General features: G+C 68.1%; 23 protein-coding genes. 16 read left to right on the top strand and 7 right to left on the bottom strand.

Annotation, left to right across the window (positions count from 1 at the left end; genetic code table 11):
- Nucleotides 1–157: 157 nt before the first annotated feature.
- The 5 genes from N7367_RS01245 (at nt 158) to N7367_RS01225 (ending at nt 7,812) form a co-directional block, all read left to right on the top strand.
- Entirely contained in the window at nt 158–3,292 is a 3,135-nt protein-coding gene (locus N7367_RS01245) for a TonB-dependent receptor (protein ID WP_345781885.1), read from the top strand.
- A gap of 54 nt (nt 3,293–3,346) precedes the next feature.
- On the top strand, nt 3,347–4,111 hold the full coding sequence (locus tag N7367_RS01240) for a Slam-dependent surface lipoprotein (RefSeq protein WP_065176177.1): 765 nt from the start codon (nt 3,347–3,349) through the stop codon (nt 4,109–4,111).
- A 91-nt stretch (nt 4,112–4,202) separates the two neighbouring features.
- Nucleotides 4,203–5,657, top strand: coding sequence for a surface lipoprotein assembly modifier (locus N7367_RS01235; protein WP_279941547.1), 1,455 nt, complete (start codon nt 4,203–4,205; stop codon nt 5,655–5,657).
- Nucleotides 5,658–5,802: 145 nt separating this feature from the next.
- Nucleotides 5,803–6,207: a response regulator gene (locus tag N7367_RS01230; RefSeq protein ID WP_065176179.1), complete on the top strand. Its 405-nt coding sequence runs from the start codon at nt 5,803–5,805 to the stop codon at nt 6,205–6,207.
- A 9-nt stretch (nt 6,208–6,216) separates the two neighbouring features.
- On the top strand, nt 6,217–7,812 hold the full coding sequence (locus N7367_RS01225; protein ID WP_279941546.1) for a PAS domain-containing protein: 1,596 nt from the start codon (nt 6,217–6,219) through the stop codon (nt 7,810–7,812).
- Nucleotides 7,813–7,841: 29 nt separating this feature from the next.
- Here N7367_RS01225 and N7367_RS01220 read toward each other — a convergent pair whose 3' ends face one another.
- Nucleotides 7,842–8,066, bottom strand: coding sequence for a hypothetical protein (locus tag N7367_RS01220; RefSeq protein WP_053516280.1), 225 nt, complete (start codon nt 8,064–8,066; stop codon nt 7,842–7,844).
- A 166-nt stretch (nt 8,067–8,232) separates the two neighbouring features.
- Here N7367_RS01220 and N7367_RS01215 point away from each other — a divergent pair, with 166 nt between their 5' ends.
- The 3 genes from N7367_RS01215 (at nt 8,233) to N7367_RS01205 (ending at nt 11,424) form a co-directional block, all read left to right on the top strand.
- Nucleotides 8,233–8,649 (top strand): host attachment family protein, encoded by a 417-nt coding sequence (locus N7367_RS01215; protein WP_279941545.1) that lies wholly within the window; start codon nt 8,233–8,235, stop codon nt 8,647–8,649.
- A 5-nt stretch (nt 8,650–8,654) separates the two neighbouring features.
- Nucleotides 8,655–8,978, top strand: a complete 324-nt coding sequence (locus N7367_RS01210; RefSeq protein WP_053516275.1) for a thioredoxin family protein — start codon at nt 8,655–8,657, stop codon at nt 8,976–8,978.
- A gap of 91 nt (nt 8,979–9,069) precedes the next feature.
- Entirely contained in the window at nt 9,070–11,424 is a 2,355-nt protein-coding gene (locus N7367_RS01205; protein ID WP_279941544.1) for a GH92 family glycosyl hydrolase, read from the top strand.
- Nucleotides 11,425–11,458: 34 nt separating this feature from the next.
- On the opposite strand, the gene N7367_RS01200 is transcribed toward N7367_RS01205, so the two are convergent.
- Complete coding sequence (locus N7367_RS01200) at nt 11,459–12,202, bottom strand: SDR family oxidoreductase (protein WP_065176201.1); 744 nt, start codon at nt 12,200–12,202, stop codon at nt 11,459–11,461.
- A gap of 107 nt (nt 12,203–12,309) precedes the next feature.
- On the opposite strand from N7367_RS01200, the gene N7367_RS01195 reads away from it, so the two are divergent.
- Entirely contained in the window at nt 12,310–13,203 is an 894-nt protein-coding gene (locus N7367_RS01195; protein ID WP_065176182.1) for a LysR family transcriptional regulator, read from the top strand.
- On the opposite strand, the gene N7367_RS01190 is transcribed toward N7367_RS01195, so the two are convergent.
- The 5 genes from N7367_RS01190 to N7367_RS01170 all read right to left on the bottom strand — a co-directional run bounded on the left by N7367_RS01190 (nt 13,163) and on the right by N7367_RS01170 (nt 17,160).
- Nucleotides 13,163–14,557: a heavy metal sensor histidine kinase gene (locus N7367_RS01190; RefSeq protein ID WP_279941543.1), complete on the bottom strand. Its 1,395-nt coding sequence runs from the start codon at nt 14,555–14,557 to the stop codon at nt 13,163–13,165. The two genes, N7367_RS01195 and N7367_RS01190, sit on opposite strands and share 41 nt — an antisense overlap.
- Nucleotides 14,554–15,252: a heavy metal response regulator transcription factor gene (locus N7367_RS01185; RefSeq protein ID WP_053516367.1), complete on the bottom strand. Its 699-nt coding sequence runs from the start codon at nt 15,250–15,252 to the stop codon at nt 14,554–14,556. The genes N7367_RS01190 and N7367_RS01185 overlap by 4 nt, the downstream gene beginning before the upstream one ends.
- 31 nt (nt 15,253–15,283) lie before the next feature.
- On the bottom strand, nt 15,284–16,168 hold the full coding sequence (gene copD / locus N7367_RS01180; protein ID WP_111187011.1) for a copper homeostasis membrane protein CopD: 885 nt from the start codon (nt 16,166–16,168) through the stop codon (nt 15,284–15,286).
- A 9-nt stretch (nt 16,169–16,177) separates the two neighbouring features.
- Nucleotides 16,178–16,555: a copper homeostasis periplasmic binding protein CopC gene (gene copC / locus N7367_RS01175; protein WP_053516266.1), complete on the bottom strand. Its 378-nt coding sequence runs from the start codon at nt 16,553–16,555 to the stop codon at nt 16,178–16,180.
- Between the two features lie 116 nt (nt 16,556–16,671).
- On the bottom strand, nt 16,672–17,160 hold the full coding sequence (locus tag N7367_RS01170; protein WP_128989661.1) for a MerC domain-containing protein: 489 nt from the start codon (nt 17,158–17,160) through the stop codon (nt 16,672–16,674).
- 31 nt (nt 17,161–17,191) lie between these two features.
- On the opposite strand from N7367_RS01170, the gene N7367_RS01165 reads away from it, so the two are divergent.
- The 7 genes from N7367_RS01165 to N7367_RS01135 all read left to right on the top strand — a co-directional run.
- Nucleotides 17,192–17,722, top strand: coding sequence for a DUF2796 domain-containing protein (locus N7367_RS01165; RefSeq protein WP_193395844.1), 531 nt, complete (start codon nt 17,192–17,194; stop codon nt 17,720–17,722).
- Nucleotides 17,719–18,411 (top strand): ATP-binding cassette domain-containing protein, encoded by a 693-nt coding sequence (locus N7367_RS01160; RefSeq protein WP_065182332.1) that lies wholly within the window; start codon nt 17,719–17,721, stop codon nt 18,409–18,411. Before N7367_RS01165 ends, N7367_RS01160 begins: the two co-directional genes overlap by 4 nt.
- Entirely contained in the window at nt 18,404–19,657 is a 1,254-nt protein-coding gene (locus N7367_RS01155; RefSeq protein ID WP_279941542.1) for an ABC transporter permease, read from the top strand. The genes N7367_RS01160 and N7367_RS01155 overlap by 8 nt, the downstream gene beginning before the upstream one ends.
- A 2-nt stretch (nt 19,658–19,659) precedes the next feature.
- Nucleotides 19,660–20,205 carry a DUF3299 domain-containing protein gene (locus N7367_RS01150; protein ID WP_279941634.1) on the top strand — a complete coding sequence of 182 codons (546 nt, stop codon included), beginning with the start codon at nt 19,660–19,662 and terminating at the stop codon, nt 20,203–20,205.
- Nucleotides 20,195–20,815 carry a DUF3299 domain-containing protein gene (locus N7367_RS01145; protein WP_065176189.1) on the top strand — a complete coding sequence of 207 codons (621 nt, stop codon included), beginning with the start codon at nt 20,195–20,197 and terminating at the stop codon, nt 20,813–20,815. The genes N7367_RS01150 and N7367_RS01145 overlap by 11 nt, the downstream gene beginning before the upstream one ends.
- A complete protein-coding gene (locus N7367_RS01140) occupies nt 20,815–21,561 on the top strand; it encodes a hypothetical protein (RefSeq protein ID WP_128989671.1) in 747 nt (248 codons plus the stop codon). Before N7367_RS01145 ends, N7367_RS01140 begins: the two co-directional genes overlap by 1 nt.
- Nucleotides 21,562–21,686: 125 nt before the next feature.
- Nucleotides 21,687–22,607: MFS transporter (locus N7367_RS01135; protein WP_279941541.1), on the top strand; the 921-nt coding region annotated here is incomplete at its 3' end.

The following is a 22,607-nucleotide window of genomic DNA, read 5'->3' as shown; positions in this document are numbered from 1 at the left end:
GAAAAAAGCCTGAAAAAAGCGTGGGCAGCCTGCAGCGTGCGCTGTCTATAGAGGTACAGCCAGAGCGAAACACCGTTTTTCCTCAAGCCAGACACACCACCGGCAGCGGCTGTGCCCGTGGTTTCCCCACGCTTGAGGAGTTCCGTCCATGCCGTCCATGCCGTCCACGGCGTCTGCCTGTCACCGTCGCGCCACCACACTGGCCCTGGCCATCTGCACCGCACTGCTGCCGCTGGCCCGGGTGCCGGCCGCGCAGGCGCAACCCAGCACAGCGGCGGCGCTGCGCCAGTACGCCATCCCGGAGCAGTCGCTGGCAGACGCGGTACGCGCGTTCGGGCGCCAGGCCGATGCGCAGGTGGTGTTCCGCAGCGACCTGGTCGAAGGGCGTCGTTCCAGTGCGGTGCAGGGCCAGTACAGCCAGATGCAGGCGCTGCAGCGGCTGCTGCAGGGCAGTGGCGTGCGTGCCCAGCGTGGCATGGATGGCACCTGGAGCCTGCGCGCCGCGGCGGACGCAACGCAGGCATCGGCCGAGGGGGAAGGGGTGCGGGTGACCGATACGCTGGACGTCGCCGGTCGCCTGCAGCCGGAAGGCGGCGAGGCGCGCGATCGCCGTGGCTATGACGACGTGTTCGCGCTGGACCTGACCACGGCGTATTCGGGGCGGGACCGGGTGGAGCGCTTCCGTGGCGCCAACCCGGCCGACGTGGTCAAGGATCTGGTCGGCGTTTTCAGCGGCGATGCGCGCAACAGCGGCGCGCTGGACATCAACATCCGCGGCATCCAGGGGCCGGGGCGGGTGCCGGTGAGCATCGATGGCGGCGAACAGGCCCTCACGGTCTGGCGGGGCTACAACGGCGTCAGCAACCGCAACTACATCGATCCCAACCTGATCGGTGGCATCCAGGTCATCAAGGGGCCCGGCCTGGTGCGTGACGTGCACAGCGGCATCGGCGGCGCGCTGGTCATCAGGACCATCGACATCGATGACGTCGTGCCGGCGGGCGAACGCTTCGGCGGGGAGCTGAAGATAGAAGGCAGCAGCAACGCGGTGGCGCCACGCCTGCCACGCCTCCACAGCGGCGAGGACTACCGGACGGTGCCGGGTTTCCCGCAGGGGTCGCCGAACTCGCCCTATGACGACCGTACCCTGGTGGTGCCGGTGCAGTCGCGCAGCGGCAACAATCCATTCGATGGCGAGGACCAGGCGTGGCGACTGGCGCTGGGCCTGCGCGGCGAGACGGTGGACGTGATGGCGGCCTATGCCTGGCGCAGGCGTGGCAACTATTTCTCCGGCAGCCAGGGCAGCGACTACTACGACCAGGACCCACGCGAGCAGTACGAGTACCAGGGCATCGACTACATCACCACGCTGGCCCGCTACTTCAAGCCGGGTGATGAAGTGCCCAATACGTCGAGTGAACAGGAGTCGTGGCTGCTCAAGGCGACGTGGCAGATCAATGACGACCAGCAGCTGAAGGCGAGCTGGCGGCACACGCTCTCGCACTACGGCGAGATCATGCCTTCGCGCATCCTGTCGGCGCCGGACTACGGCCGCATCCAGTGGCCGTTGAGCCGCGTCGACTCGGATGCCTGGAACCTGGAGTATCGCTGGCAGCCGGCCGGCAGCCGCTGGCTGGATCTGTATGCCAATCTGTGGCGCACCGAGACCGACAGCGATACCTATACCGCGGGCGGCTTCCCCAACTTCGCGCCGGGCAATCCGCAATGGGACCCTGAAGCCAGCCCGATCCTGCGCAACACCGCTCTGGCCAACGCGCGCAACGATCGCACCGGCCTGACGGTCAGCAACCGCTTCGCGTTGCACTCCAGCCTCGACCTGACCGTAGGGGGCAACTGGCAGTACGAGAGCCTGGGTTCGCGCGATCCCTACTTCGGCACCACTGATGGCTGGCGCATGTTTCCGCGTGCCGGCCGCCGCCAGGAGGGCGAGGGCTACCTCAACCTGGAATGGCGTCCGCTCGATGTCATCACCCTCAACGCCGGCGTCCGCTACAGCCGCTACTGGGCCTTCGACGACTTCCTCGACGCGCACCCGGAGCTTCTGACCAAGGGGGTGGGCAGCAAGCAGGCTACCTATCGGGTCAACGAGCTGCCCGAGCGACCGGCCAGCCTGCAGGCAGAGATCGATGCGCTGGAAGCAGAACGCGAGTTCTGGGAGAGCATCGGCATGGGCTCGGTGATCGATGATTCGATCCGGGGACTGCTGGCCTATTACGAAACACCGCAGGCAGTGGAGCACAACATCGCGTGGCTGCCCGACGCCAACGGCAACTATGCCCGTGCCACCAACCCGTGCCTCAACGGCGAGGTGGCTGCGATCCCGGGCGTGCTGCCGTTGTTCGCCGGCAGCGACCTGGTCTGCAGCATCGGCAACACCGTGCAGGCGCGGCCGGTGGATGGCAGCAACCGGCGCCAGCGCGATCACGCGTGGCTGCCCACTTTCTCGGCGACGGCGCATCTGTCGCCTGCCGCGCGCATCTACCTGCGCTACAGCGAAGCAGTGCGTTTCCCGAGCATGTTCGAAAGCACCATCGCGTTCTCCAGCAGCCTCAACCCGCTGTATGACCTCAAGCCGGAGCATGCCTACAACTACGAGCTGGGTTACGTGCACGACCTGTCGGCGCTGTTCGGAAACACCGCCGATGCCGACGTCAAGCTGGCCTATTACGTGCACAAGACCCGCAACGTGATCGAGCGCGATGCCTACTTCCTGTTCGACAACATCGACAAGCAGACCATCCGCGGCATCGAACTGCAGGCACGCTTCGACAACCGCCGTTTCTTCACCGATCTGGGCATCGCCCGCACGCTGGAGAACGAGGTCTGCGATGAGAGCAGTGCCGTGCTGCTGGATGCCAACCGTGGCCTGGTCCCGAACTGCGTGCAGGACGGGTTCGTCAGCGGCTACCTGCTGACCCAGGCGATTCCGAAGCTGTCGGTCAACGCGTCGCTGGGCACGCGCCTGCTCGACGAACGACTGGAGCTGGGCAGCCGCATCATCCACTACCGGCGCCACGAAAACCCGGACCTGCAGGCCTACCGCGACCGGTTGCTGGCCGGTGGCAGCAGCCTGCTCTGGCAGAACGTGCCCTTCACCTGGGGAAACATCACCACGGTGGATGCGTATGCGCGCTGGCGCTTCAACGAGCACGCCAGCGTGGAGCTGGTCGGCAGCAATCTCGGCAACCGCTACTACGTCGACCCGGCCACGCGGTCCACGCTGCCGGCGCCGGGCCGCACCCTCAAGCTGGGCATCACCGCACGCTTCTGAGCACCTGCATTCAAGCGTTGTACCCGTAGTTCCCTCAACCCAAGGAGCAACACCATGAAAATGATCTCCCGTTCCGTCCTGGCGGTCGCCGCCTCCTTCGCCCTGGCCGGCGCGGCGCAGGCAGCCGACATCGTCGGTGCGGCCAGCCCGGTGACCGATGCCGAGCTGTATGTCGCCGTCGGTGATTCCCAGGTCAACGGTGGCCCGCACTCGGCCGGCAAGGCCGGTATCGGCGTCGGCACCGTGTCCAACGCCCGTCGCGTCGATTTCCAGGGCCTGGCCAGCTATTCGGTGCCGACCACCATCAATGGCACCACCGTGCGCACGCTGGCCATGCCGATCACCGGTGCACCGGGCAGCCACGCGGGCATGGGCCACTTCAACTTCGTCAAGGTCGGCAGTGGCGATGTCTGGTTCGGTGAATGGTCCAAGGACGGCGCCGCAGGTGGCTTCAACAACCGCCAGGTCTACTTCGTCGGCGACCGTGCCGGCACCACCCTGCCGGCCGGCGTGGCCACCTACAGCGTGGCTGGCCTGAACAAGTTCAACGGCAGCAACCTGCTCAGCGGCACCTTCCGCGCCAACTTCGGCACCGGCACTCTGCTGGGCGGCCTCAGCGGCGGTGGCCTGTCGGTCAACATCAACGCCACCATCAACAGCGCCACCGCCTCGTTCGCAGGCGCGGCCACCGCCAACGGTTCGGTCAGTGGCACCACCCAGGGCCAGTTCTTCGGTGCCAATGCCGCCACCCTGGCCGGTATCGCCACCTTCGCCGGCAACAGCCAGTACGACACCGCCTTCGGCGGCAGCAAGAACTGATCGCCACGCCCCTGACGGGGCAGGGCAGGGACAAGCCGCGATCCGCCAGTCCCTGCTTCGGCCCGCTGCATCGCTTCACACCGGATCGACCATGCGCCTCCCTCTTTACTGCCTCCTTCTGCTGGCGCTGACCGCCACGGCGCACGCCCAGCAGGATGACCTGCGCCGCGTGCTGGAGCAGGGCAACGACGTGCGCCATCAACGCCAGGACCAGCAGCGGCTGCAACAGGCCGAACCGGATCGGCCGACCGTCACCCTCGATGGCCGGACCCTGCGCGTGGAGCGCACGGTCGACGACCTGGGCCAGGCGCTGTACCTGTCGTTGCAGCACCAGCAATGGCCCGCCGCGCAGGCCTTCCTGCACGAGTACATTGAACTTCCCGGCCATGACCCGCTGCTGCGCCACTACGCGCAGGGCGCGCTGGCGCGGGTTGCGGGCGAGCATCATCGCGCGGCCCTTGAGTACGAGGCCCTGCTGGCCCGGCAGCCGGATTTCCTGCCTGCGCGGCTTGAACTGGCGCGGGTCTACGCCGAGGACCAGCGCGACCGGGAGGCAACGTCGCTGTTCACCGCGATCGCCGCCGACATCGATGACCGCGACCCTGCCACCGCCGGCGTGCGCGGCCGGGTGCAGGGGTATCTGCAGGCGCTACAGGCGCGGCGGCGCTGGAAGGGCGCACTGTCCGCCGGACCTGCATGGAGCGACAACATCAACCGCAGTTCGGCCAGCCGCACCTGCCTGTTCGGCGTAGGCGAGGACTGCATCATCGAGCGCAGGTTGCCCGATGCCCAGCGCGCGCCGGGGGTGGACTATGACGGCAGCCTGGAACGCCGCTGGGCGCTGGCCGGCCACCACGGCCTGTATGTGCGCGGGTTGGCCTTCGGCCAGGCATGGAAGGACAACCACGCCTACAACGAGCTCAATGCCACTGTGCAGGTGGGCTACAGCTGGCGCAGTGCGCGGCACACCCTGCTGCTGGCCCCCAGCTACGACTATCAGGCACTGGGCAACCGTACCCTGCAGGGCGCCGCAGGCGCGCATGCGGAATGGCAGTACGCGCTGGACCCGCGCAGCCTGCTGAAGCTGGAGGCGGACTGGAAGCGCCAGCGCTATCGGCAACCGGGGCTGGCCGACAACTACGATGGCGCGATGAGAGCGTTGTACGCCACCTGGTTCCGTGCGCTCACTCCGCGCTGGACCGTCTTCGCTGGCATCGATCTGGCCGACAGCGGGGCGGCCGACGCGGCCAATGCCTATCGCCAGCGCGGCCTGCGCGTCGGCGCTGCGCGGCAGTGGAGCGGCACGACTGCCACGCTGTTCCTTTCGCTGCGCGAGCGCAGCTACGATGCCTGGAGTCCGCTGCTGGAAGCGCGCCGGCACGACGACGAGCAGAACCTCATCGCGCTGGTACGCAGCGAACGGCTGGCGGTGGCAGGCCTGGTGCCGAGCCTGAGCCTGCGCTACACCCGCATCGACAGCAATGTGGACTGGCTGTACAGCCATGACCGCAGCCTGCTGAGCCTGAAATGGGAGCGTGCGTTCTGACCGCGGGCCGGGCACACAGCGTGTTTGGCCGAGGTGAATGCGATCTCGCTGTCGTCTTCATCCGTCATCACGCGTTCTTGTAGGGCAACTCGCGCATCCTGCGGGCATTGCGGCCGGATGGGCCGCGCGTGTCAGGGAGTACAGCGTGCTGGAGTCGGGCGATGAACGGGAGGGGCTGCAGGGGCTGCGGGTGCTGGTGGCCGAAGATGAATTCGCCATTGCGATGTTCCTGGCCGACTATCTGCAGCTGAAGGGCGCGCACGTCGTGGGCCCGGCCGGTGACCTGCGCGAGTTGGCGCGTCTGGTCGATGATCACCCGATCGACGTCGCCCTGCTGGACATCAACCTGGGTGGTGAGCAGGTGTACCCGCTGGCCGACCGCCTGTCCGAGGCGGGGACGCCGTTCCTGCTGACCTCCGGTTACGACGACAACCTGCCGAGCCGCTTCGCCAGCGCGCCGCGCTGCCCCAAGCCCTACCATATCGACGCGTTGGCCCGGCAGCTGGCCGGACTGGTCGCCGCACCGCGGGCTGCTGCGGGCAAGGTCTGACTGCGCGGCATGGGCCGGCGATTGGATACCGCTGCTCCCTCGTCCGTGCGCGGCACAGCACCTCCGGCGCATCGTCTGGGTGGACTGCATGACGGCATGGATGCGCGCATCGCGCGCCATGACTGGTCAGGGACGCCGCTTGGCCCGACTGGGCGGTGGCCGGCGCATCTGCGCGCCACCGTGGACATGATGCTGGCTCATGGGTTTCCGATGATCATCCTGTGGGGCCAGGAGCTCATCCAGCTCTACAACGACGGCTATGCCGAGATCCTTGCCGACAAGCATCCCGCTGGCCTGGGGCAGCCCACCCGCGACTGCTGGCCCGAGGTCTGGCACATCAACGGGCCGATCTACGACCGGGTCTGGCAGGGTGAGACCGTCACGTTCGAGGACAAGTTGTACCCGCTGGCCCGGCAGGGCTGGCTGGAGGACGTCTGGTTCACCATCACCTACAGCCCGCTCCGCGGCGAGGAAGGGCAGGTGGGCGGTGTGCTGGTCACCATGTTCGAGACCACGGCAGCGCACGTGGCACAGGCCGCGCGTGAGCGCGAGGAGCGGCGGCGGCAGGAGAGCGACCGGCGCCTGGCGCTGGTGTTCAAGGTATTGCCGGTCGGCCTGTGCATTGTCGATGCGCAGGGGCGGATGCAGCTGTCGAACGACCAGATGCGCGCCTATCTTCCCAGCAGCCAGGTGCCCTCGGCCGATCCGGTCAACCAGCACCGATGGCAGGGCTGGCATGCCGATGGCAGCCCGATCGCACCCGAGGATTTCGCCATCGCACGGGCCCTGCGCGGAGAAACCGTGGTGCCTGGACTGGAGTTCCAGTTCACCCACGATGATGGGTGTGTCCGCTGGACGCGGGTCGCGGCGGCGCCGCTGCGAGATGTCGACGGCGAGGTGACGGGCGTGTTCGCCATCGCGGTGGACATCGATGATCTCAAGCGTGCCACCGAGCGGCAGGCGGTATTGCTGGCCGAGCTGCAGCACCGCGTGCGCAACATCATGGCCACGATCCACGCCATCGCCTGGCGCACACGCGAGTCGGTCGACAGCGTGGACGAGTACGCTGACCGCCTGTGCGCACGCCTGATGTCGCTCTCCCGCACGCAGACCCTGCTCACCCGCAGCGCCAATGCCGGGGTGAGCCTGCGTGGCATGCTGGACCAGGAGATCGCGGTGCAGGGACACGCGCCCGACGGATTCCTTCTGCAGGGCGAGGAGGACGTGCTGCTGCCGCCCAAGGCGGCCGAGGTGCTGTCGCTGGCGGTCCATGAACTGGCCAGCAACGCGCTCACGCACGGCGCATCGGTGCACAGCGATACGCGGATCGAGGTGTCCTGGTCGATGCAGGACATCGACGGTGAAGCCTGGCTGGACCTGCACTGGTGCGAGCGGCGCGCGGTGAACGACGACTGGGTCGTCCCTTCGCATCGCGGGCTGGGTCGGGCGCTGGTCGAACAGCGCATTCCCTACGAGCTTGGCGGTAGCGGCGAACTTGCGTTCTCACCCCAGGGCGTGGATGCGTGGATCCGCTTGCCGCTGCGCGAGCGCGACAGCCTGCTGCAGACCGATGCCACATCCAGCCTGTCGCCGCCGCGCGGGTAGCGCCTGCGTTCCTTCAATGGCTGGCCGGGTCAGTGCGTGGCGGCTGCGCCGATCAGGGTGCAGGCGAGCGCCATCGCGACCGGTACCGCCAGATGACGCGTCGCCAGCGCGGTGCCCGTGGTCATCAGCGAAGCCAGGGCAATGCCGAGCGCGAGCACCGGCTGGCCCTGCAGGAACTGGTGGATGCAGCCGGCGCATCCAGCGACGGCCAGGCCAACGGCGAAGCAGACATGGAGCAGGGAGGCAGCATGCATGGGGGGTTCCTCGCGGTGATGCCGTGGGTAGCGGCCGGCGCCGGGGCAAGTTGAGCCGCGATCTTTCATTCCAACGAATGGATCACATTGTGTGCGCGCCACGGTTACGGCGGGCGACCTAGGGTGGTGCTGCAGAAACATTCGAAACCCGTACGAGGAGGCAGCGATGGCACGAACGATTCCCGAGGGGACGCTGGTGGTGGTGGCCGATGGTGGTTCGGCCCGGGTGTTCACCAATGTCGGCAGCGCGCAGCAGCTCACGCTGAAGCAGGAGGGCGAACTGCGGCTGCAGGACATCAGCGAGACGGGCATCTCCGGGCAGGGCCCGGCCGGTGCCGTTCCCAAGGACATGTCCATCGCCCAGCTCAACGAAGCGACCTTCGCCAAGCAGGTGGCCGAACAGCTCAACGAGGATGCGCTCAACAACCGCTATGCCCACCTGCTGCTGGTGGCCGACCCCACCACGCTCGGACGGATCCGTCCGCTGCTGCACAAGGAGACGCAGGCACGGTTGCTGGGCGACATCGCCAAGGACCTGGCCAACGCGCCGCTGGCAGACATCCAGCGCAGCCTGGCGGGGTAACCTCGGTGCCCTTCATGCGCACGCACCTGTCCAGCGAGCCGTCACGCGCCGAAGTGGAGGCGCGCGACGGCTGGCAGCTGCTGGAATTCGGTGCGCCCTGGTGCGGCCATTGCCAGGCGGCACAGCCGGCGCTGCAGGAGGTCGTGGAAGCACATGATCTGGCGCACTGGAAGATCGAGGATGGGAAAGGGCGGGCGCTCGGGCGCTCGTTCCAGGTGAAGCTGTGGCCCACGGTGATCCTGCTGCACGACGGCCGGGAAGTGGCACGCGTGGTGCGTCCGCGCGTGCGTGCCGATCTCGCCGCGCTGGAGGGCGCGCTGCCCGACTGAGGGCACGCTGCACCGGGGACTGCGGCCGCACTGCAGCATGCGATGCACGGGCACTGGTGCTAGCATCGGTACACCATCTGAATCGATCCAAATGCCGATGCCCACGCTGGACCGTCGTCTCCTGATCGCCTTCGCCGCCACCGCCATGCTCGCCTCCGGCGCGGCCTGGGCAGCGCCTTCGAAGTCCGCCGCCGAGAAGGCGTATGCCTCGGTGGACCCCTTCATCGGTACCGGTGGTGAAGGGCATACCTACCCCGGCGCGACGATACCCTTCGGCATGGTCCAGCTCAGCCCGGACACGCGCATCCAGCCGCGTGAGAAGGCCTACGGCTGGGCCGCCGGATACCGTTATGACGACAGCAGCATCGTCGGCTTTTCGCACACTCACTTCTCCGGCACCGGGCATTCTGATCTCGGCGACATCCTGGTGATGCCGTTCACCGGAAACCCGGGATTGGAACGCGGCGACCCCCAACGGCCCCGCAGCGGCTATGCGTCGCGCTTCCGCCATGACGACGAAAAGGCCGAACCGGGCTACTACGCGGTGACCCTGGACGATTACAAGGTGCGCGCCGAACTGACCACCAGCGCCCGGGTCGGTGTGCATCGCTACGCCTTCCCCAAGGGCGTCGATGCCAAGGTACTGCTGGACATGCGGACCAGCATGTACGACTACCCGGGCAAGGTGCTGTGGTCGCGGGTGCGAGTGCGTACGGACGGCACCATCACCGGTTTCCGCGAGACCCGCGGCTGGGCGCCGGGGCGCCAGCTGTATTTCGCCATGCGCTTCTCGCAACCGTTGGCAGGCCATGCGCTGCACAACACCGAGCAGGACATCGTGTACAAGGGCTTCCCGCCGCCGGGTGAGAAAGATCCGGCACAGCGCGCACAGATCGAAGGCCGCCAGCTGGTCGGCACGTTCGATTTCGGCAGGCTGGATGCTCCGTTGGTGGTGAAGGTGGCGATCTCGCCCGTGAGCGAGGCCGGTGCGATCGCCAACCTGGATGCCGAGGTCGCCGACTTCGACTTCGACCGCGTGCGTGCGCAGGCCCGGCAGGAATGGACGCAGGCACTGTCGGTGCTGGACATCGATGCGCCGGAGCATGCGCGGCGTAGCGCCTACACCGCCCTGTACCACACGATGCTGGGGCCGACGCTGTTCATGGATGTGGATGGCCAGTATCGCGGCCCCGACAACGCCGTGCATGTCGCCAAGGGGTATGCCCACTATTCCACGTTCTCGTTGTGGGACACCTACCGGGCGCTGCATCCACTGCTGACTCTGGTGCAGCCGGAAAAACGCAACAGCGACTTCATCAACTCGATGCTGGCTCACCACGAACACAGCCCGTACGGCATGCTCCCGGTGTGGTCGTTCCACGGCCTGGAAGACTGGTGCATGATCGGTTACCACGCGGTGCCGGTCATCGCCGACGCCTATGTGAAGGGCATCCGCGGCTTCGACGCCGCAAAGGCGCTCGACGCGATGGTGGAGACCGCCAATTACGGTCCCTACGACGGCATCGCGCAGTACCGTGAGCTGGGGTATGTGCCCATCGATGAAGAGGGCGAAGCGGCCAGCAAGACCCTGGAATACGCGTTCGACGACTGGACCATCGCGCGCATGGCGCAGGCGATGGGCAGGAGCGAGATCGCGGCGACATTCGACAAGCGTGCGGCGAACTGGCGCAATGCCTTCGACAAGGACACCGGCTTCATGCGTGCGCGCAAGCGCGACGGCAGTTTCCGCACCCCGTTCGATCCCAGCGCCAGCGGCTACGGCACCGACTACACCGAGGGCAATGCCTGGCAGTACTCGTGGTACGTCCCGCAGGACGTGGCGGGCCTGGCCGCCGCGCATGGCGGCAGCGACCGGCTGCTGGCGAGGCTGGACGAGGTGTTCAACGCCACGGTCGATCCGGCGGTCTTCGAGCACATGGAAGACATCACCGGCCTGATCGGCTGGTATGCGCATGGCAACGAGCCCAGCCATCACGTTGCGTACCTCTACGCCTACGCTGGTCAGCCCTGGCGCACGCAGGCGCGCCTGAAGCAGATCATGGACACCCAGTACGCCGACCGTCCCGATGGCCTGGCCGGCAACGATGACGTGGGCCAGATGTCGGCGTGGTACGTGTTCACCGCGCTGGGCTTCTATCCGGTGGCGCCGGGCTCGGGGGAGTACATCCTGGGCCGCCCGTTCCTGCCAAGGACCGCCATGCGCCTGCCCAACGGCAGGACCTTCACCATCGTGGCCGAGGGGCTGGATGACAGACACACCTATGTGGGCAGTGTGTCCCTGAACGGCAAACCGCTGCAGCGCACCTTCCTGCGCCACGACGAGATCATGGCCGGGGGCGAGCTGCGCTTCACCATGCAGGCCGAGCCGAACAGGGACTGGCCCGGGCAGGGCGCGCAGGCGCCGTACTCGATGTCAACGCCGTAACGGTAGCGCCGGGCCATGCCCGGCGGCTTTGCTGTCACACCATCCCGCCATTGGCTCGCAGCACCTGGCCATTGATCCAGCCGCCGTCGGTTCCAGCCAGGAAAGCCACCGCGCCGGCGATGTCGTCCGGCGTGCCCAGCCGCTCCAGCGGATTCATCTGCGCCAGGCGCTCGATCAGTTCCGGCGACTTGCCCTCCAGGAACAGGTCGGTCGCGGTCGGGCCGGGTGCCACGGCATTGACCGTGATGCCACGGCCACGCAGCTCCTTGCTGAGTATCGCCGTCAGGGTTTCCACGGCCGCCTTGCCTGCGGCGTAGACGCCGTAGTTCTCCAGCTTGAGGCCGACCACGCTGGTGGACAGCGCGACGATGCGGCCGCCGTCGCGGACGCGTCGCGCGCTCTCGCGCAGCACGTTGAAGGCGCCCTTGAGATTGATGGCGGTGACCCGATCGAACAACGCGTCGTCGGTGGCTGACAGCGGCGCAAGCTGCAGCACTCCGGCGCTGTTGACCACCACATCGATGCCCTCGAATCGAGCCTCGACGGCATCGAACAAGCGGCTCACCGCCTGCGGATCGGCCACGTCGGCCTGCAGCGCAATGGCTTGGCCGCCGGCGGAGACCAGCTCGGCGGCCAGGGCATCAGCCTCTTCGCGGCGGCCGGCATAGTTGATCGCAACCGCATGGCCGTCGGCCGCCAGCCGACGCGAGATCGCGGCGCCGATGCCGCGGGAGCCGCCGGTGACCAGGGCGACGGTACGGGGAGAGGAGCTGGACATGAAGGCTTCCTTCGAAGACGCGCCCGTGTGGCGCCCCATCATCTTGCTGGTTCCTGCCGCCCGGATAATTATGGAGAATCCGACAACATCATCCGGATGTTCGAACAATGGATCGATTCACCGCCCTGCGCGCTTTTGTCCGTATCGTCGAACGTCGCAGCTTCACCCGCGCTGCAGAGGACCTGGGGCTGCCGAGGGCCACGGTGACCGACGCGATCAAGGCGCTGGAGCGGCGGCTGGGGGTGAGGCTGTTGCACAGGACCACGCGACGGGTGGTGCCGACCCTCGAGGGCGAAGCCTTCTATGGCCGCTGCCTGCGCCTGATCGCCGACATGGACGATGCCGAAGCCGCATTCCGTGATGTCCCGCCGCGCGGCACGCTGCGCATCGAAGTGCACGGAACGCTTGGTCGGCACTTGTTGTTTCCGCACCTGCCCGAGTTCCTGCAGCGCTATCCCGACATCGAGCTGGACGTGAGCGAGGGGGATCGCTACGTGGATCTGCTGCGCGAAGGCGTGGATGCCGCGCTTCGGGTCGGCACCCTGGCCGACAGCGATCTGGTCGCGCGGCGCCTGGCACTGCTGCGCGAAGTCACCGTTGCCTCACCGTCCTACGTGGGTTCGCATGGGCTGCCGGACAGTATCGACGCGCTGCTGTCCGGTCATCGGATGGTCGGTTTCCGTTCCGGTGCCAGCGGACAGTTGATTCCTCTGGAGTTCCAGCAGGCCGGGCAGGTGCGCCATGTGCCTCTGCCGGCAACCGTGCGGGTATCCGGCGCAGATGCCTTCCTGGGGGCGGCACTGGCGGGGCTCGGCATCATCCAGGCGCCGCGCTACCGGCTGGATCCCTATATCGAACGTGGTCAGTTGCTGGAGTTGCTGGCGGAATCGCCGCCCACACCCAGCCCGTTGAGCCTGGTTCACCCGCGCAACCGCACGCCGTCGCCGCGGTTGCGGGTATTCATCGACTGGATTGCCGGCGTGTTTGCGCCGGACCGCTAGCGCCCGGCAGGGCCAGCTCGAACACGGTGCCCGATGCGTCGGAGACCACGCTCACCGATCCACCATGGGCCTGCACGATGGCGCGGGTGATCGCCAATCCCAGCCCGGCGCCCTCGTGCCGGCCGCGCTCGCCGCGGAAGAACCGGTCGAACAAGCGGGGCAGTGCCTGCATGGGAATCGACGGACCGAGGTTGTGGACAGCAATCCGGCTCGTGGGCCCGGTGCCGTCCAGCCGCACCACGATCTCCGTACCCGGCGTGGCGTGCTGCAGGGCGTTGGAAAGCAGGTTGGCGACCGCCCGGTGCAGCATCAGGCGGTTGCCGTTGGCTTCTGCGCTGCCTTCCCGCCGCAGCGTGAGCTGGCGCTCCTCGGCCAGCAGATCGTAGAACTCCAGCAGCGCATCGACCATCGCATCCAGCGCCACCCCCTCGCGCGAGGGCAGGGCGCCGGGTGCTTCGGCCTGGGCCAGATAGAGCAGATCGCCCACGGTCTGTGCCAGCCGTTGCAGCTCTTCCGCGCAGGAGAGCAGCGTCTCGCGATAGGACTCGTTGCTGCGGGGGTGCGCGAGCACCACCTGCACCTGGGTCAGCATGTTGGTGATCGGCGTACGCAGTTCGTGGGCGAGGTCTCCGGAGAACCCGCTGAGGCGCTCGAAGTCCTGTTGCAGCCGCGCCAGCATCCCGTTCAGGCTCTGCGCCAGCTGTTCCAGTTCGACGGGCACGTGCTCGGCCGTGAGCCGGCGCTGCAGTCGTCCGGCGGTGATATGGCGGGCCTCGTCGGCCAGCGTGCGCAGTGGGCGCAGCGTCTGCCGCACGACGTAGCCCCCCAGCAGGCTGCTGGCCACCGCAGCAGCGACCAGAGCGACGGCCAGCAGGTGGCGGAAGCGCTGCAGGAAGTCGGCATGGCGCGCATCGTCGATCGCCAGCAGGGTGGCCAGGCTGCTGCCATCGGCCAGCGTCTGCCGCAGATTGAGGGCGTGCAGGCGGCTTCCGTCGGCCAGCGTCCAGTCATGGCGGCGCGGTTCAGTGTCGGCGGGTTGGGTCCGCGCATGCGCGCGCAAGGCCTGCGGCGCGGTGGAGAAGAGCACGCCGCCCTGCTCATCGACGATGTGGAAGGCGATATCGGGATGGTGGCGCAGCGCATCGCCCAGGCGCTGGGCGCGCTCATCGGACGTGCCGCTGCCGGCGAGGTCGGCGATCAACGCGGCCTTGTTCTCCAGTTCGGCGAAATCCTGTGCGACCAGATCATGGCGCGCGCTCAGATAGATCGCCACGCCCAGTGCAGCCAGCACCAGCGTACCGACCGTGGCGAACAGCACGGTGAGGCGGACGGCAATGGAGCGTCGCAGGCTCATTGCGGTTGCGCTGCTTCGACCTCGGGTGCCTCCAGCACGTAGCCCATCCCGCGCACGGTGACCACCAGCTTTTCGGCGAAGCCATCGTCGATCTTGGCGCGCAGGCGGCGTATCGCCACATCGATGACATTGGTGTCGCTGTCGAAATTCATGTCCCACACCTGCGAGGCGATCAACGAGCGTGGCAGGACCTCGCCGCGCCGTCGTGCCAGCAGCTCCAGCAGCGCGTATTCCTTCGGGCTCAGTGTGATGCGCTGGCCACCGCGCTCCACGCGCCGGCGAAGCGTATCCACCACCAGATCGGCGACGACGATGCGGTCAGGCTGAGACTGGCCCTGGCCGCGTCGCAGCAGGGTACGCACGCGTGCCAGCAGCTCGGCGAAGGCGAAAGGTTTGGCCAGGTAATCATCGGCACCCAGTTCCAGCCCCTGCACGCGGTCGGCAATGCTGCTGCGCGCCGACAGGAACAGCACCGGCACCTGCCACCCCGCATCGCGCAGGCGCGACAGGACGTTCCAGCCATCGAGACCGGGCAGCATCACATCGAGGATGACCAGCTGGTACTCGCCGCTTGCCGCCAGATGCAGGCCGTCCACGCCGTCGCAGGCGAGATCGACCACGTAGCCCGCTTCGATCAGGCCCTGTCGCAGGTAATTGCCGGTCTTGGGCTCGTCTTCGACGATCAGCAGCTTCATCGTGTGCATGCCGGCCCGCGCAGCGCCGCCCTCATGCCAGCGGGTCCAGCGTGCCGAGCACGGCCACGCAGGCCAGTACCAGCAGCCCGAGTGCGGCCTCGAAGGTGAGGCTGTGACGCAGCGAGCGCAGCGGGCGGAACTGCCAGCCGCCACGGATGGCGGTGGCGAGTGCCGGCACCAGCCGCCAGCGGTGCAGCGCGGCCAGGCCGAGCATGCCCGCGACCAGGGCCAGCTTGAACAGCAGCCAGCGCCCGTGCGCGGTGTTGAACAGGGTCTGCAGCGAGCCCTGCAGATCCACGTAGGTATAGGTGCCGGTCATCGCCAGCAGGGCCACGATTACCGTACCGGGCAGGGCGAAACCATGCGCCACCTGCCAGAGTTCATGGGTGCGTTCACGCAGGGAAGGGCCCTGGGTGCGCAGGGCCAGATGCAGCACCGCGGCGATCGCGCCGACCCATGCGCCTGCGGCGAGCAGGTGGACGGTCCCGGCCGCCAGGCGCAGCGCACCGCGGATGCCGTCGCCGGCGGCGGCGTGGCCGTTCCAGGCCAGGCTTGCCAGGGCGACCGCCGAGAGCGGCAGCAGGATGACACGGCGTGCCCCGGCCACTTTCGCGCTTGCGGCAAGCAGCGGCAGCATTGCCAGCAGCGCCAGCGCACGCACCAGTGCCGCTTCGCCGACCGGTGTGGCGGTGGTGAACCATGCGACGGTCGCTTGATCGACCGCGGCAAGCGGAAGCCCCAGCACGCCTGTCACCCGCACCGCCGCGTCCAGCAGCACGACTGCCAGCGCGATCACGGCCAGTGGCAGGAAGATGCGACGCGCAGGCGCAGGGCGGATGAACAGCATCCTGCCGAACAGCAGCATCAAGGCCAGGTACAACGCCAGCCGCAGGGCATAGGGAGACAGTTCGATCACCACCGCAGCTTACTTCACGCTGAAACGATAGTCGCCGGTGACGGGGTGGCTGTCCTGGCCGACGGCGCGCCACTGCAGGCGATAGTCTCCGGCAGGCAGCGGCTTGGCGAAACTCACGACCAGCCGGTGACCATCGTCCGACACCTGCTGGGAAAGGGCAGGCATCGCCATCAGGGTGCGGCCATGGGCCATGCTCAGTTCGATGCGGGTGGCGCGCGGCATCACCCGCTCGCTGAAGGTCAGCTCGATGCGGTTGGCAGGGGCGACGCTGGCATCGGCGGCGGGCGTTGCCTTCACCAGGCTGGGGTGTGCAAGGGCCAGCGGAGCGGCGGCGACGCCCGGCAGCAGCAGGAGCAGAGCGGCGGAGCGGCGGAGCGAAGACGACATGGTGGGTGCCTGCAGGAATGGGGCGCTCAGGCTGACGGCGGGCACCTTTCGTGGCCCTGACCCGGACATTACCGATCTGTCAGGTTGGCCGGTGCCGGGCCGACCCGCCCTTCCCATCATCGGCGCGCGCGTGGGCAGGCACGCAGGGCGCGGCGGTTGCACAGGTGGGCCATCGCCAGCAGCCCACCGCCGCAGGCGGTGGCCATGCCGTGCCAGAGCAGCGATTCCTTCAGCGGTGGATACAGCGATGCGGACAACAGCAGGCCAGCCCCAGCCAGGGCCAGTCGCATCGGCAGCCAGTGGCGGTGCCGGCGCAGGCCCGCAGCGGTGCTGGCCAGCGCCAGCAGCGAGGCGAGCAACGCGAACGCCCACTCCCAGCGTGACATCAGCAGCAGGGTGGTCATCAGGGCATGGCCGGGGTGCTGGAACGAGCGCAACGCCATCATGGCCGCCGGGACGAAGGCCAGCAGCAGCGGCAGCGCGATGCAGTGCGCTGCGCAGGCCAATGACAGCCCTGCGCCGGCCAGATCGAAACGGGGATGCCAGCGTGCCGATGCTGGCGGCTGTGGCAGACCCCTTGCAGGAACGGTGGGGATGTGGTCCATAATGTTACATAGTAACACTAACGGTGCCCTCATGAAGCTTCCCGCCACGTTTCTGCTGCTGCTTTCTGCGGCGTCCGCCCACGCCCATGAGGTGCGCCAGCAGGGCGCGCATGTGCATGGCCAGGCCACGGTCGATGTGGCGCTCGAACGGGGAACACTGGACCTGGCAATGCAGGCCCCCGGTATCGGCCTGCTCGATTTCGAGCGACCGCCCGCCACCCCGCAGGAGCGCGCCGCGCTCGCACGTGCGAAGGCACTGCTGAAGGAAGGCGCATGGGTCACCCTGCCGACTGCGGCCCAGTGCCGCCTTGCCGCCAGCAGCGTGGCCGCCGACGGATTCGCTGCAGACCCGATGCGCGACGCCGGGCACCACGGCCATGCCGGCTTCAGTGCCGGACTGCGTTTCCAGTGCGCGCATCCGTCCGCGCTGCGGGTGCTGGTGGTCCGCCTGCCGGTGCTGTTCCCTGGCCTGCATGAGGTCATCGTCAACAGCACCACGCCCGCCGGACAGGGACGGCACGTGCTGACCGCCGAGACTCTGCGCGTGGTACTTGCGCAGTGAGTGCGGCGGTCATCGATGTGCAGGACCTGCGCTTCGCCTACGGCGATCGCCCGGTACTGGAGATTCCGGCATTGCGCGTCGATGCGGGCAGCAGCGTGCTGCTGCGCGGTGCCAGTGGCGGTGGCAAAAGCACCCTGCTGGGTGTGCTGGCCGGCGTGCTGCGCGCTCGCCAGGGCCGGGTCGACGTCGCCGGACACTCCCTGCATGCGATGAACGGTCCGGCCCGCGACCGCTTCCGTGCCGACCAGCTGGGCGTGATCTTCCAGCAGTTCAACCTGCTGCCGTTCCTCAGCGTGCGCGAGAACATCGCGCTGGGTCTGCGCTTCTCGCGGCTGCGCAGGCAGCGCGTCGGCGCAGCGCTGGACGAGGAGATCGCACGGCTGCTGCAGTCCCTGCAGATCGACCCGACGCTGATGGGCCGTCCGGCGGGCAGGCTCAGTGTCGGCCAGCAGCAGCGCGTGGCAGCAGCACGCGCACTGATCGGGCGGCCGCAGGTGCTGCTTGCCGACGAGCCCACCTCGGCACTGGACCGGCACGCGGCGGACGCGTTCGTGCGCCTGATGACCCGGCAATGCCAGGCCTGCGGCACCACCGCGCTGGTGGTCAGCCACGATGAAAGCCTGCAGCCTCTGTTCGACCGGGTCATCGTCTTGGCCGAGATCAATCATGCCGGAGCTGCCCATGCTTGAACTTGCCTGGGCCAGCCTGCGCAGCCGCGCGCTCAGTGTTGCCCTCACGGTGCTGGTGATCGCCCTCAGCGTGGCTCTGCTGCTGGGCGTGGAGCGGGTCCGCACGCAGGCGCATGAAGGTTTTGCCAGCACAGTGTCCGGAACCGATCTGATCGTGGGTGCGCGCTCCGGACCGGTGAACCTGCTGCTCTATTCGGTGTTCCATATCGGTGATCCAACCAACAATGTCTCCTGGCAGTCCTATCAGGCGCTGTCGGCGCTGCCGCAGGTGAAGTGGTCGGTGCCGCTCTCGCTGGGCGATTCCTGGCGGGGCTACCGCGTGGTCGGCACCACCGGCGGCTACTTCGAGCATTACCGCTACGGTGCCGGTCATGAACTGGTCTTCGCACAGGGCGGGCCCTTCTCGGACCTGTACGATGCGGTGATCGGCGCGGAGGTGGCGCAGGCGCAGAACATCACGCCGGGCGACCCGATCGTGCTGGCGCATGGCACCGGGGCGGTGCCCCTGGCCACGCATGCCGACAAGCCGTTCCGCGTGGTGGGGATCCTGCAGCGCACCGGAACACCGGTGGATGCGTCGGTACTGGTATCGCTGCCGGCGATCGAAGCCATCCACATCGACTGGCGTTCCGGCGTGCAGCTGCCCGGCCAGCATGTCAGCGCGGAGCAGGCGCGGCGGCTTGATCTGACCCCGACCAGCATCACCGCCTTCATGCTTGGCCTGAATACCCGCATCGCGACGTTCTCCGTGCAGCGCACGATCAACGACTATCCGGAGGAGGCGATGCTGGCGATCCTGCCGGGCGTCACCCTGCAGCAGTTGTGGCAGTCGTTGGGCACGGCCGAGCGGGCACTGCGGTTGATCAGCGCGATGGTGGTGCTGCTGGGAATGGTCTCGCTGGTGGCGCTGCTGGTATCAACCCTGCAGGAACGGCGCCGCGAGATGGCGGTGCTGCGCGCGGTCGGGGCGCGCCCGCGCTACATCGCCGGCCTGCTGGTGGTGGAGGCGGTGGCGACCAGCGCGCTGGCGTGCGGGCTGGCACTGGCGGCGCTGGTGCAGGCCAGTGCCGTGGGACGCAGCTGGGCGCTGGCGCAGTATGGCCTGTCGATCACCCACGTCTGGCCGGATGCGCGCGAGCTGGGCTGGGTGGCGGGCCTGCTGCTGGTCAGCGCCGTGGCGGGCCTGGTGCCGGCCGCGCTGGCCTACCGGCGCACGCTCGCCGACGGTTTGGCGTCGCCGGGATGAGCATGCGCCGGCTGGGTGGCTTGCCAGTGTTGCTGATGCTGGTTGCCTGCGAGCGGCCGGTCGACACCGGCGTGCAGGCGCTGCCGCCACCGGTGGCGGATCAGGGCGCAGCGACCGTGGAAGAGCAGGAGCTGGACTGGCTGCAGATGATGCCCGCCGACGAGCTGGCGGCGCTGGAACGTGGCGAAGGCCCTGAGGTGGAGCACAACGGCAGCCGACGCATGCCGCAGTTCGGCACGTTCCGCACCGTCGACGCCGTGCTGCAGCGCCCGGTGCGCCTGCCGGGCTACGTGGTGCCGCTCGCCAGTACTGCGGAAGGACGGCTCAGTGAATTCCTGTTCGTCCCGTATTACGGCGCGTGCATCCATGTGCCACCACCGCCGCCGAACCAGATCGTGCACGTGGTACTGGAACGGGCAATCGAGATGCCTGACATGTACGCTCCGTTCTTCCTGGCCGGAAACCTGCACGCCGAGCGCCTGGACGATGAGCTGGCAGGCTCTGCCTACAGCATGCGCGATGCACGGCTGAAACCCTATGCGCCGTGATTGCCTTGCAGGGCTCGTGGGATGCGTGCTGCTGGCCGGATGCGCCCGCGTGCCTGACGGTGCCGGACAGCAGCCGGCACCGTTGCCGGCTGCGGCGCCGTCTCCGTCGGCACGCCCGATCGACCGCTGGGACGTCCTGATGCCGGACGAGGACCGTTTCCAGCGACCGCCGCCGCAGATCGGCCTGTCACGCGACGGCATGGCCGGCGTCGGTGGCCTGATTGACGACAGCGGCGCCGGCACGCCGCCCGGTCAGGCGATCGACCACTCCCGTCCGGAGCGCGCCCGGCAGTTCGGCTCTTCGCGCGTGGTGGCATCGGTGGATGGACGTGCGGTGGACCTGGACGGTTACGTCGTGCCCCTGGGCACCACCGACGACGGACGCGTGGACGAGGTGCTGTTCGTCCCGTTCTATGGTGCCTGCATCCATGTACCCCCACCACCGCCGAACCAGATGATCCACGTGACGTTGGCCACGCCGATCACGCTGGGTGCGCTGTGGGACCCCTATCGACTCGCCGGGCGGGTGCAGGTCAAGCGCTTCGACGCCGACATCGCCAGCGCTTCCTACGATGTGGCGGCCGCCACACTGACGCCGATCCACAACTGATGCGCGGGCGTCCACTACTGGCGATGGCGCTGCTGGCGGTGACAGCCACGGCGGTCGGGTGGCTGTACCTGCGGACAGCGCAGCCGCAGCCGCCGCAGGCCACTTCCGTGGCGCCCACCGACGAGATGCGGCAGCGGATCGAGCGGCGGATGGGGGACGATGCGGCCTTCCGCAACGACGTGGCATTCCTGCTGGTGGCAACCCTGCGCGACCGCTGCCGGCCGGCAGAGGCAGGGCTGCTCGCGCGCATGGCCAACCGTGCCGCGCTGCCGGTACTGGCCGCGGTGAGTGCGGTGACTGCGGAGGATCCAGGCCTTGACCGTCCCATCTACCGTTACATCCAGCACCGCGCCGACAGTGCCCGCTGCACGGATCCGCTGCCCCTCGCAGCGGCCGGTGGCCGCGTGCTGCACGTCGATATCGAGCAGTATGCTCGCACCTTCCCGGACAGCTACTTCGATCCCACGCGCAGCAGGGCGCCGCGGGATTTCGGTGGGCATACGCTGCGCGAGCGGGCCTCCAACGCATGCAACAGCGTGGTTTATTCGGTACTGCCGCTCGGCGACGCGGACTGGCGCTGTGCGTCGCTGCGGGCGAACGCGCGGGCCCGGGTGCGCAGCCTGTGCGAGGACGAGCTGCGGCGCCAGCACGGTGACATCGCGGGCGAACTCGACATGGCCGTGGGGCAGGGCATGCAGGAACAGGTGGTCGCGGCGGTGGCGGCGTTGCCGGTGGACTGCAGGTAGCACCCGCGGCGCCTGCCGGGGCTGAACAGCGCCTGGGTCGAAACCTGAACGTGTCGCTGCAGGGCTATAACTATACAGGACATCCTGTATAGTTAATGCAACCTTCTTGCCCAGGTTTGTTCCCCATGGCCTTGTCCCAGTCCTTGGCCGATGCTCCGGCCCTGTCCCGTGCCCGGCGCTGGTCGCTGTTGTTCACGGTGGCCGCCGGCCTGCTGCTGGTGACGCTGGACAACTCGGTGCTGTACACGGCGCTGCCCACACTGACGGCAGAACTTTCCGCCAGCGCGGGTCAGGCACTGTGGATCATCAATGCCTATCCACTGGTGATGGCTGGCCTGCTGCTCGGTGCGGGCACGCTGGGCGACCGCATCGGTCACCGTCGCATGTTCCTGATCGGCCTGGTGGTCTTCGGCGTGGCTTCGCTGGCGGCAGCGTTCTCTGTCACCGCAGCGCAGTTGATCGCTGCCCGTGCGCTGCTCGCCATGGGCGCCGCGGCGATGATGCCGGCCACGCTCGCGCTGATCGGCCTCAGCTTCCATGAAGAGCGTGAGCGCAACATCGCCATCGCGATCTGGGGCTCGGTGGCGATCGTCGGCGCCGCACTCGGACCGATCATCGGTGGCTGGCTGCTGCAGCATTTCTGGTGGGGATCGGTGTTCCTGGTCAACGTGCCGGTGGTGATCGTGGCCTTCGTCGCGACGCTGCTGCTGGCGCCGGAGGGGCAGCGCGACACGTCCCGGCCGTGGGATCTGCTGTCCTCGCTGCTGGCGCTGGCGGCGCTGTCGGGGCTGGTGCTGGCGATCAAATCGCTGATCGCCACGCCGCCTTCCTATGGCCTCGGCGCGGCGGCATCGGTGCTGGCGCTGACGGCGGGCGCCGCGTTTGCCCGCCGCCAGCAGCGCCTGCCGCATCCACTGCTGGACTTCGCGATCTTCCGCAATCCGGCATTCCTGGCCGGTACGCTGTCTGCGGTGTTCACCCTGTTTGCGATGGCGGGCCTGCAACTGCTGACCACCCAGCGTTTCCAGCTGGTCGCCGGATTCACG

Origin of the sequence: Stenotrophomonas sp. GD04145 (assembly GCF_029835135.1) — a bacterium.
In the GTDB taxonomy this organism is placed as follows: Bacteria; Pseudomonadota; Gammaproteobacteria; order Xanthomonadales; family Xanthomonadaceae; genus Stenotrophomonas; species Stenotrophomonas maltophilia_P.
The sequence above is the reverse complement of the archived record's forward strand: the minus strand, read 5'-3'. Positions and strand labels throughout refer to the sequence as shown.